Source organism: Spirosoma sp. 48-14 (genome assembly GCF_001898575.1).
Lineage (GTDB): Bacteria > Bacteroidota > Bacteroidia > Cytophagales > Spirosomataceae > Spirosoma.
Window position 1 is genome coordinate 26302 of record NZ_MKUD01000018.1, and the last position, 14578, is coordinate 40879.

The 14578-nt window shown below is 49.0% G+C and carries 14 protein-coding genes; 3 read left to right on the plus strand and 11 right to left on the minus strand.

Annotated features, from left to right (window positions below; all coding sequences use genetic code 11):
- Positions 1-82: 82 nt before the first annotated feature.
- The 10 genes from BGO59_RS11195 to BGO59_RS11240 all read right to left on the minus strand — a co-directional run bounded on the left by BGO59_RS11195 (position 83) and on the right by BGO59_RS11240 (position 9578).
- A complete protein-coding gene (locus BGO59_RS11195) occupies positions 83-1195 on the minus strand; it encodes a mannonate dehydratase (protein WP_293683707.1) in 1113 nt (370 codons plus the stop codon).
- A 27-nt stretch (positions 1196-1222) separates the two neighbouring features.
- Positions 1223-2089: a 2-hydroxy-3-oxopropionate reductase gene (locus BGO59_RS11200; protein ID WP_293683708.1), complete on the minus strand. Its 867-nt coding sequence runs from the start codon at positions 2087-2089 to the stop codon at positions 1223-1225.
- A 91-nt stretch (positions 2090-2180) separates the two neighbouring features.
- Positions 2181-3626 carry an SLC13 family permease gene (locus BGO59_RS11205; RefSeq protein ID WP_293683709.1) on the minus strand — a complete coding sequence of 482 codons (1446 nt, stop codon included), beginning with the start codon at positions 3624-3626 and terminating at the stop codon, positions 2181-2183.
- A gap of 44 nt (positions 3627-3670) precedes the next feature.
- The gene (locus BGO59_RS11210) at positions 3671-4444 is read right to left on the minus strand and encodes an aldolase/citrate lyase family protein (RefSeq protein ID WP_293683710.1); all 774 of its coding nucleotides are present in this window, start codon (positions 4442-4444) and stop codon (positions 3671-3673) included.
- A gap of 143 nt (positions 4445-4587) precedes the next feature.
- Positions 4588-5259 (minus strand): DUF6089 family protein, encoded by a 672-nt coding sequence (locus tag BGO59_RS11215; protein WP_293683711.1) that lies wholly within the window; start codon positions 5257-5259, stop codon positions 4588-4590.
- Positions 5260-5263: 4 nt separating this feature from the next.
- Positions 5264-6250 (minus strand): hypothetical protein, encoded by a 987-nt coding sequence (locus tag BGO59_RS11220; RefSeq protein WP_293683712.1) that lies wholly within the window; start codon positions 6248-6250, stop codon positions 5264-5266.
- Between the two features lie 175 nt (positions 6251-6425).
- Entirely contained in the window at positions 6426-7304 is an 879-nt protein-coding gene (locus BGO59_RS11225; RefSeq protein WP_293683794.1) for an NAD kinase, read from the minus strand.
- Positions 7305-7384: 80 nt separating this feature from the next.
- Positions 7385-8053 (minus strand): CBS domain-containing protein, encoded by a 669-nt coding sequence (locus BGO59_RS11230; RefSeq protein ID WP_293683713.1) that lies wholly within the window; start codon positions 8051-8053, stop codon positions 7385-7387.
- Between the two features lie 135 nt (positions 8054-8188).
- Positions 8189-8965, minus strand: a complete 777-nt coding sequence (locus BGO59_RS11235; protein ID WP_293683714.1) for an alpha/beta hydrolase — start codon at positions 8963-8965, stop codon at positions 8189-8191.
- Positions 8949-9578 carry an aminodeoxychorismate/anthranilate synthase component II gene (locus BGO59_RS11240; protein WP_293683715.1) on the minus strand — a complete coding sequence of 210 codons (630 nt, stop codon included), beginning with the start codon at positions 9576-9578 and terminating at the stop codon, positions 8949-8951. The genes BGO59_RS11235 and BGO59_RS11240 overlap by 17 nt, the downstream gene beginning before the upstream one ends.
- Before the next feature lie 220 nt (positions 9579-9798).
- Between BGO59_RS11240 and BGO59_RS11245 the strand changes: the two genes are divergently transcribed.
- Complete coding sequence (locus BGO59_RS11245; RefSeq protein ID WP_293683716.1) at positions 9799-11094, plus strand: NAD(P)/FAD-dependent oxidoreductase; 1296 nt, start codon at positions 9799-9801, stop codon at positions 11092-11094.
- Positions 11095-11174: 80 nt separating this feature from the next.
- Here the strand turns inward: BGO59_RS11245 and BGO59_RS11250 are convergent, their stop codons facing one another.
- On the minus strand, positions 11175-12806 hold the full coding sequence (locus BGO59_RS11250) for a carboxylesterase family protein (RefSeq protein ID WP_293683717.1): 1632 nt from the start codon (positions 12804-12806) through the stop codon (positions 11175-11177).
- A gap of 148 nt (positions 12807-12954) precedes the next feature.
- On the opposite strand from BGO59_RS11250, the gene BGO59_RS11255 reads away from it, so the two are divergent.
- Positions 12955-13695 carry an NUDIX domain-containing protein gene (locus BGO59_RS11255; protein ID WP_293683795.1) on the plus strand — a complete coding sequence of 247 codons (741 nt, stop codon included), beginning with the start codon at positions 12955-12957 and terminating at the stop codon, positions 13693-13695.
- Between the two features lie 68 nt (positions 13696-13763).
- Entirely contained in the window at positions 13764-14573 is an 810-nt protein-coding gene (locus tag BGO59_RS11260) for a hypothetical protein (RefSeq protein WP_293683718.1), read from the plus strand.
- The last annotated feature ends 5 nt before the right edge of the window (positions 14574-14578 follow it).

Here is a 14578-nt window from a genome sequence, read left to right on the forward strand (position 1 = left end):
TGGTTTCGACAGGATGAACAGGATTATGGCATCCCTTAATTCAATCCATCCTGTTCATCCTGTCAATCCTGTCAGAAAAAAATCACACATCATCAGCTACGGTCTGAATCAATCCTTTAATGTAGCCATAACAGAAAGCAAATGCCTGTAAACTACTGGCCGGATCGGCATGGGTAGGCACATGGTCGGGCATGACCATACCCGAATATCCAACATCACGCAACGCTCTGACAACGTGCAGGAAATTCATATCGCCATTATCGGGATACACTTCCTGAAAGTTGTTCCAGCCACCTTTAATATTCCGCAAATGCACATTGAAAATCTGATTCCGCTCACCTACCCAGTTGATGATCGGGATAATCTCATTTTTCGGATCGTTCAGGCCTTCGGCAATAGACCCAATGCAGAAATTAAAGCCGTGGTATTCGCTATCGTACAATTTGGCAAACCGCTGGATACCTTCAAGTACGTTCGGGCTATTCCAGCGAGTAATGCCCCGATAGCCTGCGGGTGTAGGTGGGTCGGCAATGTGATTGGCCAGCTTTACTTTATGCTCTTTCGCAACGGGCAGAAGCCGATCCAACAAATACGTGATGCGCTCGAACATCTGTTCAATCGATACATCTCCCGCTATGGTTTTCGGGTCGTTTCGGTTGAGGGCGGCTTCGTAATTCCAGGTGCTGTACTCCGCATTACCCCGCTTCGGATCAAGGGTTTTACCCGTTCGTAATACAGGCAGGATCGTTGTATTGTAGTTCAGTACCTTGATACCCGTTTTACCGGCCACTTCAATCATCTGTTGCAAAATCTCGATTTCCCGATCTCGTTCAGGGCTTTTGCCGAGCATGATATTCGGGTATTGAGCGCGTTCGATACCCGACGATTCGAGTGGAAAATGATAAGCGTCGAGGCTAATGCCGTATTTTTCGCAGGCTTCTTTTTTCGCTAGCGAATCTGCCAGATCCCACCCTTTACCCGGAATCGTTTTGGGGGCTCCCCCATCCAGGTTATAGACCCCATGTCGGGCCTTAAATTCCAGATTCTCCTTCGTGGTGCCTCCTGATTGACAGCCCACCTTCATCAGCACCTTCTTCGGTTTTCGTAACGACTCAGCCTGTGCTGATTTAGAGACCAATGCTGCCGGGCTCACCGCTCCTACGGTCATAACCCGAATAAAATGCTGACGATTCATGGTCGATTAAGGGATGGGAAAGTAGTTCTATTCTTCAAGCAACAACAGCAACGAACTATGATCCAGCTCACCATTGCCCTGATTGACGGCGGCTTCCATCTGTTCGGCGACTAGCGCCGTTCCTTTTAGCGGCACCGAAAATTCTTCGCCCGTTTGCAAAGCGATGCCCATATCTTTTTTATGTAGCTTGACTTTAAAACCTGGCTTAAAATTCCGGTCGATCATACGTTTACCGTGCAAGTCAAGAATACGACTTTGGGCAAAGCCTCCTAAGAGCACCTCCCGCATTTTTTCGAGGTTAACACCGGCTTTCGACGCCAATGCAAACGCTTCTGCCACAGCCTGAATCGTAATACCTACAATCATCTGATTACAGGCTTTAGTGGTTTGTCCAGCGCCAGGTTCACCTATATGAACAATGTTTTTGCCCATCGCCTGAAAAAGCGGCAAGGCTCGATTAAAGGCCGTTTCACTACCACCCACCATAATAGACAGCGAAGCCGACTCTGCCCCTACCTGTCCACCCGAAACGGGCGCATCCAGAGCCTCTACCCCTTTAGCCTGCATGGATTGATAAATCCCGCGAGCGGTAGCCGGTGCAATAGTCGACATATCGATAAACAAAGCGCCCGATTGAATACCCGCCAGCACCCCCTCCGGTCCATTTACTACCTGATCGACATCGGGCGAATCGGGCAGCATCGTGATAATAACATCGGACTGCTCAGCCAATGCGTTGCTCGTTGGATACGTCTGTGCCCCAGCGGCCACCAGATCCGGGGCAGCTTTACTCTGACTCAAAACCGATACCGGATATCCGGCTTTTACTAAATTCAGGGCCATCGGTTTGCCCATAATGCCCAGTCCAATAAATCCTATTTTTTCCATATGCAAAGAGTGAAAGAGCGAAAGAGTGAATGAGCGAAAGAGCGAACTATCAACGAAAGCCCTTTCCCGCTCTTTCGCTCATTCACTCTTTCGCTCTTTATATTAGCGGAAACAGTTGTGCGGCAATCATGATGACGACGAGCCCTGTCAGACCCATGACAACCAACAGCGGTGAAATTGTTTTTAAAGCTTCCTGTTCGGAGAGGTTGCTAAGTTTGCAGACGATCCAGAACCCCGCATCGTTCATCCAGGGAACCAGTTTGGAGCCACACCCGATAGCAAGCCCCAGATAGAGTGGATGAAAGCCCAGGCTGGCATTACTGGCCATCCCCGACAGGATACCCGAAGCGGTAATTAATGCCACCGTTGCCGACCCCTGCGCCGTTCTGACAACAGCCGCAATAAAAAACGCCATCGGAATCAGCGCCATCTGATAATCTTTCGTCATGTCTGCAATGCGGGCACTGATGCCTGTTTGCTGCAACATGCCCCCGAAGGCTCCCCCGGCTGCCGTAATCAGGATAATACCTCCCCCACTCATCAGCGCTGCCTGAACAAAGGGAGTCAGTCCTTCCTTACTTCCCTTCTTTTGGCGGGCCAGTACCAACAGGGCTGCAATGCCTCCCGAAACCACAGCAATATTTTTATCGCCAAAGAATTTGATCAGGCTTATCAATTTCAGGAGAAACGGTGAATCGGTTAATGGAACTCCCGGTGTAGCCATGGCCGTGAGCGCTGTATCGGCACAGATAAAAACGAGCGGAATGAGAACGGGCAGCAACGACACCCCCAGACCAGGCAGTTGTTTATCTTCTTTGGCAGCGATGGCCTTAATGTCCTCCAGCCGGGCATCCATCGCATCACGCAGCGGAGTGGGCCATTTTTTATTTGCCCAGAGAGCAAAGAAGTAGCCGCTCGTGATGGTCATCAGGCCAACGATTGTCCCACCAATCATCATCATGCCAATTGGAATGTGCATTTCGCCGACCAGAAACAATGGACCCGGTGCTGGCGGCACCAACGAATTGGCCATCGCTGCTCCGGCCATGATACAAAGCACCAGCAGCAGATAGTTTTTACCAATTCGCAAAGTCATGGCCTTAGCCAGTGGCATCATCAGAAAGATAACTGTATCAAAAAAAACAGGGATACCGATAAAGAAACTACTAATCAGAAAGGCAATAGGTGCGCGTTCAACACCTGTGATTCGCAGCATTGACCGAATAATTCGTTCGGCGGCTCCGCTTTCGAGCATGCATTTACCAATAATAGCAGCCATGGCAATCAGGATACCGATTTTACCACAGGTAACTCCGAACTCAGTGGCTATACGTTCGCCAATATTCTTTTTGGCCAGGGCCGCAGCAGCAGCCGGAGCGGTCCCCTTGGCAATGGCAAACTGTTCAATAGCCGACGCTGGGGTCATCAGGGCAACGACAAAAGCCCCTAATAACAAGGCTAGAAAAGGATGCAGTTTCAGGCCGATGATTCCACCAACCACGATTACAACACCAACAGCTAAGATCAATAAAGGGTCTGTCATTCAGGAAGTGTTTAGGAATGGTTGGGTTTACAGCTTTCTGTAAACTATTTGTAAATCGACCGAAACGAATCCAGCTTTTTAGCCAGATTCCGGGCACCATCGGCCACAAACGTAGCATCGGCTCCGCAAGCAATCAGTCGGATACCTAAGTCATGATAGCGTTGGTAGTCGTCGGGATTAAAGAAGAGAATACCGGTGGCTTTACCCGCTTTTTGGGCGGCATCGACCGTAGCTTTGACAGCTTCCGTAAAACGAGGATGATTGAACTGACCGAAGATACCTAACTCCATCGACAGATCAGCCGGGCCAATAAACAATACATCGACACCGTCGATAGCAGCTACTTCGTCAAGGTGATTCAGTACTTCAACGGTTTCGATCTGAACGACGCCCAGAATGGTTTCCCGCGCCTGCTGGTAGTACTGGTCAAATTGTTGTGCGAATCCCGTCGCCCGAACCATTTTGGCTACTCCCCGGCTCCCGAAAGGTGGATAGTGCAAGCCGCTTACAACTTTTCGGGCATCGTCTGGATTGCCTATTTTGGGACACATAATCCCTTCGGCCCCCATGTCCAGCACCCGATGAATACGTTGACTTTCGGCGCTTTCGACACGTACAATAGCTCCTGCCGATGTATGCTCAAGTGCCTGAAGCTGATAAAGTACATCTTTTTCAGAGCCAGCGCCGTGTTCCAGATCGATCAGTACCCAGTCGAAGCCTGCCTGTCCGACTATCTCCGCAGTCAGAGAACTACCCAGATTCAACCAACATCCGTTCAGTGTTTCTCCCTGGCGAAGTCGTTTCTTCAAATCTTTCATACACACGTAAAGGCATTGGAAATGAAGCTTTACTATTCATTTCCACACATTCGTGCCAGAAGCCGATCAGAAGAAACTATCAGAATGTATTTTGTGACAAACTACCGCCCCACCATTGAGTGCAGAAAAAAATCAATAGGGCATTACGGACAAACAATTTTATAAAATGTATAGCTAACCGTTATGGCTGCATACGAGTAGCTATCGGTCAAGGACGGATTACCCTGCGTTGTTTTTGTTAATGCCTTTCCAAACGTTAAGTCCCCCAATCCATCCAGGTAATCATTCCGGGTAAATCGCGTTCCAAATTCCAGGCCGACACTCCAGGGCCGTCTAATTTCATATTTAACCCCAACCCCCAATGGATAGGTCATTACTCCTCCTACACGAATAACGTCGTTGTTAAATTTACACACACCGATTCCACCGAACACATAGGGAGTCCAGTTTTTTGCCTTAGGTGCGGGTTTATAGTTGAGAAAATTATATTCTACATCCAGAAACAATTCGTTTATGTTCGTATTAAACGAAAAATTACGCGCCTGTTGAAATGAATTATTACTGTATCGATCTTCTCCCCGAAGCTTTCCGATAGCCCCACCAAACCGCATCGAAAACGATCGGCTTACATTATACCGTAAAAAGCCGCCTATGGCCGGGCTGAAAAATCGTGGATTTAAAGCAGGAGTTACGTCACTTTTACAGAGCATCCCCCCCAGGCTTCCGCCTATTTCGAACTTCTGAGCCTGTGCAGTAAGACTGATAAAAAGCCCGACTAGTATCAGTCGGGCCGTATTGATGGCATATCGGAGCATAAATCTATTTAACCGGTGGGCACTTGATTTTACCCGGAATGACATATTGTATGGAGAAATGCGTCAGCACGTAGCCATCTCTGGGAATTTTCTTAGCTCCTCCCCCACGGGCCGAAGTTGAGAAAAGCTCAGGATTGGTCTGGCGAAGTTGTTGTAGAGCCGGGTCACGCGATTCATTGACCCGAGCCGCATCTGGTTCATTTCGTCGGTCGGCCATAATAGAGGCCAGCCCCTGTAAAGCATCAGGATTAGCGTATCCATCACCTACATCGTCCAGATAGTTGGTAAATGTCATTCGGTAGCTGATCTCTGCACCAATGTTAAAGCTTTCATTGAGTTTAAACCGAGCCCCAAACCCGACCGGAATGGCTGCGGTTACCAGAGAATAAGGCTTCTGGTAGCCAGGTTGGCCTTGCCCTTCGGTATGTAACGGCTGAAGTTTAACCCACGTGCCCGGTGTATACTGCTGGCTTGAACTATAGCTTGCTGTTGGTGTCACAGCTTCAGGGCTATGGGCTACCAATGCCAGTCCCGCAAACAAATACGGAACGATCTTTGGCCTTGCATCGGAATTACGACCTTCAGGAATCAGATTATAGATACCCGTGACCGAAAACTCTTTTACGTCATTCCGAAAGTGAAGGTTCCGCACGTATTGAAGTGCGTATTTTTCCGGGTTACTCTTGCTAAACGTATAGTCATCTCCCACCATTCGTGCCCATGTAAACATAGCGCGGGCAGCAAAACGAGGGGTAAAATAGCGCGTATAGCCTATACCAGCGTTCCAGCGAGGCAGTGTAAATAGTGATTTCCATGGAACACTGTACGGATTCAATTCTCCAAAATACGTAGACGTTCCAGCACCAAGCGAAACAGCCGAATACGGAGCAAAATGTGGATTGGGCCGTCGCTGAGCCGAAGTTTTTGTAGTAGAGCCTACCAGCAAACACACTGCCGTAACGCCTGTTACCAACTGCCTGTAGTTAATCATAAGTTTCAAAATACATGAATCAACCTCGGCTGATCCCCAAAAACCAGCCATTTCGGAAACGGCCAGCCAGATACTTTTATTGGCATTCTACCGTAAAAATTATGCCACAAATGGCAATTCAGACGGCTAAATAAAATAAAACTTGTTGTGTATCACCATTCGCCGGTTTGGTACGTTAGTTACGAATATCCCAGCCCCAGTTAAGTTTACTTCGAAGGGTATTCAGGAAATTATCATCCTTCAGTTTGACGAGTCTGGCCTTGAATGCTTCCTTCTGAAGACTAATCCGAACTGAAGTTTCTACCGTAAACGAACGCGAGTCCAGCGCAGCCAGGAAGTTTCCACTCCGGCTTTCGACCTCAAAAGCTAACTGACAGGAATCCATCACAATCATGGGCCGAACGTTCAGATTGTGGGGGCTAATGGGCGTGATAATAAGGCTATCCGTATGAGGCAGCAAAACAGGCCCTCCGCAACTCAATGAGTAGCCTGTTGATCCCGATGGCGTCGATACAATCAACCCATCGGCCCAATACGAATTCAGGAATTCACCATCCAGGTAAGTATGTACCGTAATCATCGATGATGTTTGGGTACGGGTAATCGTAAAATCATTCAGGCCAAAGGGCAAGTTCCCGAATATATCCTGACTGGACCGCACACTCACCAGTGTCCGTTCGTCGATGCTATATTGCTCATTAAACAGGGCATCGATCATCAATCGTACCGAGGCTGGAGCTACCGTAGCCAGAAATCCCAATCGGCCAATGTTGATCCCGACAATAGGTATTTGCCGGGCTCCTACATGGGTGACAGCATCCAGCAATGTCCCATCACCACCCAGGCTAAAGATGAAATCGGCATCGAGTACACCACCTTCTTCAACGGTATAGGTTTCCTGGCTGTAGTGGGCAACACCCGCATTATCCAGAAATTCACGATAGCCTCGTGAAATGATTACTTCAGCCTGACGCCGGGCCAGTTCCTCAAACATGGACTGGATATAGGGCCGAGCTGATTCGGGAAAGTTGCGCCCGTGAATGGCGATTTTCATAAAAAAGGTGGAGGGCGAGGGGCAGGAGGCCTTGGGCAACATTCTTGTTTTATGCCCTTTTCCCCTCGCCCTACGCTAATTTATGTATTTAAATAACGAAGCAACGAATCGAGACGCTCCTGATCGATGCTTTCAACCGGAGCGTTGGCAAAGGCAGCTTCGATGTGATAGCCAAAGCGTTCGAGCGTCGAAATAACGGGGGCTATGTCACGCCGATTCAGTTTCATGGTTAACCGAGAGCGATCGGGCATACCATACGCTGCACTCGAAAAATAGCTGCTGATAATCTTTACATTATTGGATTCAATCAGGCGACTTATTTCCGACATGGAATAATCCCGTTCATTAAGATTCAGGATCAATATAGCCCCCACATCCTGTACCCCTAATTCCTGCGCAAATTGCTTCAGTAATTCATTGACCGAGATTGTACCGATAAATTCCCGCCCTTCGTTCAGAACGGCAATAATTTCCATCTGATGTTGAAGCACCAGACCCAGAATTTCGAACAAATGCTGATCTTCGAGCACATACATCTGCTCAAACAGCCGCATAACTGACCCCACGGGTTGTTCGTCGTCGCCAGCATCCAATAGTAATTCTTCACTTACGATGCCTCGGTACTCCCCCTCACTGGTTAGAGCAAGTTGCCCGACGCGATGTTCCTGCATCCAGTCCAACGCCTGCGCAACCGAATCGGTCGGTTTCAGGGCCGGAAGCATTGGGTCTAATAGTTCGGCAGCCAGCATATACGTTGCGTGTAGTGTTTTTAACAGAAAACTGTTGCCAGAAAACTACAGAAAAACTTCCATAGTTCAAATTCTGATCGATTGGGGTAACCGTTAATTAGGCAATCACCTCTTTTTTGTAAACCAACCAGGTACTTATTCGACCAATTCACCAACAAAGTGCCGGGTAAGCCAGCTATCCAGCAATTCGTTAAATCGGTCGGGGCACTCCATCATGGGTGCATGGCAGCACTTGTCAATAAAGTACAATTCAGAATGCTCAATCAGTCGGTTAAATTCATGACCGACCTCCGCTGGTGTTATGGTATCATTCAGCCCCCATACCAATAACGTTGGCACCTGAATTTTGTGTAAATCTTTGCCTACATTGTTCCGCTGCGCCGATTTGGCAATGGCCACAATGCTCATACACTTGGGAATACTGCTCGTAATTTCGAAGACCTCATCGATCAACTCTTTCGATGCCACTTTGGGGTCGTAGAACGTATAGGCAACCCGTTCGGCAATGTAATCGTAACTACCCCGCTTCGGGAACGAGCCACCCATTCCATTCTCGAACAGCCCCGAACTGCCCGTCAGCACCAGTCCACGGACCTGATCAGGGTTTTTAAAGGCATATAAAATAGCCAGGTGACCTCCTAACGAATTCCCCAACAGCGTCATATTGTGGAGATCTTTCTGTGCTACGAACTTTTCGATAAAAGTAACCAGCCCTTCTAAACTAGCCTGACGAAGCGGCATCTCGTAAATAGGCAGCAAAGGAATAACGATGCGATAACGTCCCGAAAAAGTAGTAATTACACTGTCCCAGTTACTAAGAGCACCAAACAGGCCGTGCAACAGCAGCAATACGTCGCCCTCTCCTTCATCAACATATCGAAAACCGGCTTCTTCTTTAATAGTGTAGCTCATTGTACTGGCTGGTTAGGGGTGTGATAAAATCTGTTTTTCTATGGTTAACTGTTATATAGTCGGTCCAGTTTTTGATAAGTTGTAAACCATACTGGGTCAGAGCCGCTTCGGGGTGAAACTGGATTCCCCAAATGGGTAACTCATCATGTCGCATCGCCATAACCTCATCCTGGTCGGTAATAGCAGTTGTAATCAGGGCATCCGGCATATTGGTTAAGACGAGTGAGTGATACCGAGTCACATCAAACGTTTCGGGTAAATCTTGCCAAAGCACATCCTCCGTGATCGTTCGAATCGTCGATACCTTACCATGCATCGGTCGTTGGCCAGGTATTAGCTCAGCACCAAAGTACTGACCGATGGCCTGATGACCTAAACAAACCCCTAACATAGGCACACGCCGGTGATAATAATGAATAATATTCATCAACGAACCCGACTGATAGGGCGACCCCGGTCCGGGCGATAGCACGACTGCATCAACCGAACCTTCCGTCAACCGCTCCCACGATTCGTTGTTTCGTACAACGCGACATGCGGCTCCTGCCTGTTGGAGGTAATCAACCAGCATATACGTGAACGAATCGAAATTATCAACAACCAATAGATTCATGTGGTTATAACCCAAGAAGCTGCCGCAAAATTAACGTTTTCTAAAAAAAAGCAAGAACCATTAAATAATAGTATTTGATTATCAGAATGTTACCTTTTTATTAAATTTGAAATATGCAATTTTTATTAAAAAAGTACCAGAACTGACTAATACATTATCCATTAGGTATGCTCAGCCCATTAACTTTGACCGTTATTTTAGCACTAAATACGATTCTACTATGTCAATTGATTCGTCAGATACTGAATCGCCTGTTCTAATTATTGGTGCCGGTATTGCGGGACTGACCTGTGCGGTTTATTTAAAACAGGCCGGTATCCATGCACTCGTACTGGAGGCCAGTGATGGGGTTGGCGGACGCATTCGCACCGATAGGGTCGATGGGTTTCAACTGGACAGAGGATTTCAGATACTGTTAACCGCTTATCCTGAAGCGCAACGATTGCTCAATTATTCAGCGCTCAATCTTCAGCCGTTTCGTTCGGGGGCCCTTATTCAGGATCAGGGGCAGTGGCTCACGCTGATCAATCCGCTACAGGAGCCAACGGCTGTATTTCAAACGCTGGCTTCGTCTGTCGGCACAATGGGCGATAAAGTGCGTATTGCCGAACTGATGCGTCGGACACAAGGGGTATCGACGGATGAGGTATTCCAACAGAAACCCAGCACGACCCAGGCGTTTTTGCAGGAGTTTGGTTTTTCGGATCAGATCATCGAACGGTTTTTTCGGCCATTTTTTGGTGGAGTGTTCCTAGAAGACGCCCTTTCGACCTCAAGCAATTTTTTCGAGTTCTGTTTCCATATGTTTTTCAAAGGCGAAGCTGCCGTTCCAGCCAAAGGTATGGGGGCCATCACAGCCCAACTCGCCGAACGGCTGCTTCCCGGACAAATCTGGCTGAATACGGCCGTTGATCAGGTTGACGGGAATACCGTGCGGTTAGCCAATGGCAAAACGCTGACAGCTAAAGCCATTGTACTGGCTGTCGATGGCGCTCAGGCGGCAGTGCTACGCAACCAGTCGGACAGAGAGAACAGTCATCCTATCCAGCCGGGTTTCAATCAGACGATCTGTACCTATTTTTCAGCACCTAAATCGCCAGCTCCGGCAAAAGGCCAAAAACTTCTGATACTGAATACCCAACGTAAATCAGTAGTGCATCATATTGCTGTTATGAGTGATGTCGCCCCTACGTATGCGCCTGATGGGCAAAGTCTTATTTCAGTAAGCACACAAGGCGTAACCAACGCGGACCCGGTTACCTTAGCCGATCAGATTCAGCAGGAATTAGGTAGTTGGTTTGGCAATGAGGTCCAACAATGGAATCATCTACAAACCTATACAATTCCTCACGCTTTGCCGACCTATAATCCAGAACAGGCCGGAGAGAGCGCCCTTCGCCAACCCCTTCAACTGACTGACTGTGTGTATCAGTGTGGCGATCAGACAGCCTACCCATCCATCAATGCCGCCATGCAGACGGGCCGGGAAGTGGCCGAGATGATTATACGCCGATAGAAGATAGTGTGTTCTACAATAAACAGAACGCCCCGAAAACCTGGTGTTTTCGGGGCGTTCTGTTTACCGTATCTTTCGTTCTATTGCTTTGTGCTCAGTTGATCCAGTAGCACATAGCGAGCCCGATTTTTCTCGATTTCGCCCTGGGTATTCACATCAATATGCATCACCGGAACATTTTTATCGCCTGTTACGGAGCCCCATTTTGGTAAACCAGGCCCGTTTGGATTGCCGGTCTTGATGAAGTTGGCAAAGTAATTCTGCATCACTTCCGACACCTTGTAATCGTCGGGTGTCCAGGCATACACTTTGTTGCTGGCCAGATTGCCCATTGCATACTCGATTTCAGCCGAGTGAACGGCTCCACGAGCGGGAGGCATTTTCATAGCCGCAGCATCCCCGCCTTTTACAACACCACCAGCCAGACCCGGTGCGGCATCACCCATAGCTGCCGTCATGGCCGGACGTGGGCGAGCGTACATGTACCGATACACGGCTTTGCCACCACCGGTTTTAGCCTGAATGTCGGACCAGCGCCAGGTGCTGTAACCGATAAAACGATCACTAGCCAGATCGGTAGCCGCCTGTACCACCTGTTCGTCGGTGCTGGCAGGATATACCTTCAATACCTCGTCGGCTTGCTCCTTGTAGAGCTTTTTCACGGCATTCACGTAATTGTCAACCGTTGGTTTTTCCTGGCCCAACAGCGCGCGATAGTTCATTTCCTCGGAGTTCCAGCCTACCAATAGCGGTACATGAGCCTGTTCTCCAGCTGCGTACAGATCGGCTGGTGCCTTCGGGAAGAAATACCCGTCGATAGCCGATGTAAACCAGGGGACACCAGGTTTAGCCGTTGCTTCCAGCAGTTTCTCTGCCGACATTGCCCGTAACTCGGCTAGTGAGTTAGCCCCTGCACCCGTCGCGAATTTTACACCCATTTCTTCGGCCGCCGATAAGGTCGATGGCGGTAAGGTACCGAGCAGCGAGCCACTTTCGCCAATGGCACCGGCAATCAGGTTTTTCGACAGCGGAGATACCATCTGGGCACTTACAGATACCGAACCAGCCGACTCACCCGCAATGGTTACTTTCTTTGGATCGCCACCGAATGCAGCAATGTTTTGCTGTACCCAGCGCAGTGCCGCCGTCTGATCGAGGTAGCCGTAGTTGCTGGATGCGTGGTGGGGCGATTCTTTGGTCAGTTCGGGGTGGGCCATAAAACCGAAAACACCCAGTCGGTAATTTACCGTAAGGGCTACGATTCCTTTTTTAGCCATGCTTTCTCCATCATACCGGGCCTCCGAACCATCCCCAGCGACGAAGCCTCCTCCATAAAAGTACACCAGCACAGGCAGTTTTTCGTTCGATGACTTAGCGGGCGTCCATACGTTCAGATACAGACAGTCTTCGCTCATACCATCCGACCGGAAACCCATATCACCAAAAATAGCGCGTTGCATGGCCCTTGGTCCAAAATGATCGGCTTTCCGCACACCCTGCCAGTTCTTAACAGGCTGGGGTTCTTTCCAGCGCAGGTCACCAACCGGAGGTTGTGCAAATGGGACGCCTTTAAACGCCCGAATACCGCTGGCTTCGGTTACCCCCTCTACCATACCATTTGCCGTCTTGACCTGCGGGCCAGCCGTCGACTGCGCAACAGCCTGATACGCCAGTTGAGCCGTCAGGAGCGAAAGCACAAAAAAGGTTTTCATTTGAAGTTAATTAAGGATTCTTTTTATTATTGTCACAATTTGTTACAATAATAAAAACTTGCGCCGATACTACCAAAGTTTTTGTTACTTGCCCTACATCAAGAGCTGTCAGGATACTATTTTGGCAGTCGAATCCATACGAAATATGATGCGTGAGCCATTACATCCCGAAGAAATGCAGACCGATGGTACCGGCTTTTTACCAAGCCTGGCTATCGACACCGTTATCTTTGGGTTTCACGAAGGCCAGCTAAAAATCCTGCTCCTGGAATATACAAACACCAACCTGTTGGCCTTACCGGGCGGTTTCATTCAGGAAACGGAGAATTTGAACGATGCAGCCCGACGGGTACTTGCTGAACGAACCAGCCTACAGGGTATCTATCTGGAGCAGTTTTACACCTTTGGCGACCTTGACCGATACGACCCTACTCCTCTTCGGGCCATTATGTCGGCACATGGCCTCAATTACTCCGATCATCATTGGTTGCTCCGTCGCTTTGTTTCGGTTGGATACTATGCCCTGGTCGATTTCACAAAAGCCATACCCGTACCCGATTTGCTGGCCGACCGCTGCGATTGGTATGACCTGGCCAATCTGCCCCCCTTGATGCAGGATCATCAGAAAATTGTTCAGAAGGCACTGGACACTTTACGGCTCGAACTGGACCGCAAGCTGATTGGCTTCAACCTGCTTTCCGAAACGTTCACAATGGCTGATTTACAGCGGCTTTACGAAACCATATTAGATCAGAAACTACACCGCTCCGGTTTTCAGCGGAAGATGCTCAGCCTGGGAATTCTGGAGCGACTCGATAAACAATACAGTGGAGGAGCCCACAAAGCACCTTATCTTTACCGCTTCGCTTCCGATAAAAAGCCAGTTTAACCTGCTGATCGTTGAACAACGTCCAACAACGACATTTTTCAGATCGCCCCGGCCAACCGTTACCGTCCATGCCAGGAAACGCATTCGTTCGTTATGGTGTGCTTTTACTAATGGCACTGCCGATTGGTTTTTTGCTGCTCAATCCACAGCTTCTCCGCTGCATTTGGATCGAGAATTCTGGCAATTTTCAGGCGGCTAAAGGAATGACGAACGTGTACATAAGTCGGACCGCTACCCAACGCCAGCAGATCAAGTTTCGACAGCAGGTGAGTCAGGCCCGGAGCCGTATACAACGTTTTTGGGGAAGCCAGCAAGGGCGGGCCATTCTGATTTACTGCCCTACGCAGGCCGATTATGAACAATATTGCGCCGGAGGTGAAGGGGCAGGCTGCAGCATCGGTACGCCCTGGGGCAGTGCCTATTTGATTCTGGGTCCAGATGGAAACGATGTCGATGTGATTGCCCACGAACTATGTCACGACGAGTTGTTTGCCCGGTTGGGATGGTGGCAGGTCAAGCGTCAGATTCCGCAATGGTTCAACGAAGGGCTGGCGCTCATGGTCGATTATCGATACAGTCATCCGTCAGTCTGGGAGCGGCCCAATCGTCCAGCAAACGATTTTTCTGCGCCTGACAGTCTTCCTGCAAGACCCTATCCCCACCGCCCGATGCTCAAACTTTCCGAGCTTGAAACCACCCGTGATTTTTTCGGTACTGATTATATGCATACCATGTTGGCCTACCAGACAGCAGCTGAGGAAGTAGGCCGCTGGCTTAGCCGGGTAGGTCACCGAAACGTACTGGAGCTGACCAATTCCATTGCAGACGGAGAACCATTTAAAGACGCCTATCAACGCATTGAAAAACAGAACCGTTAGGCAAT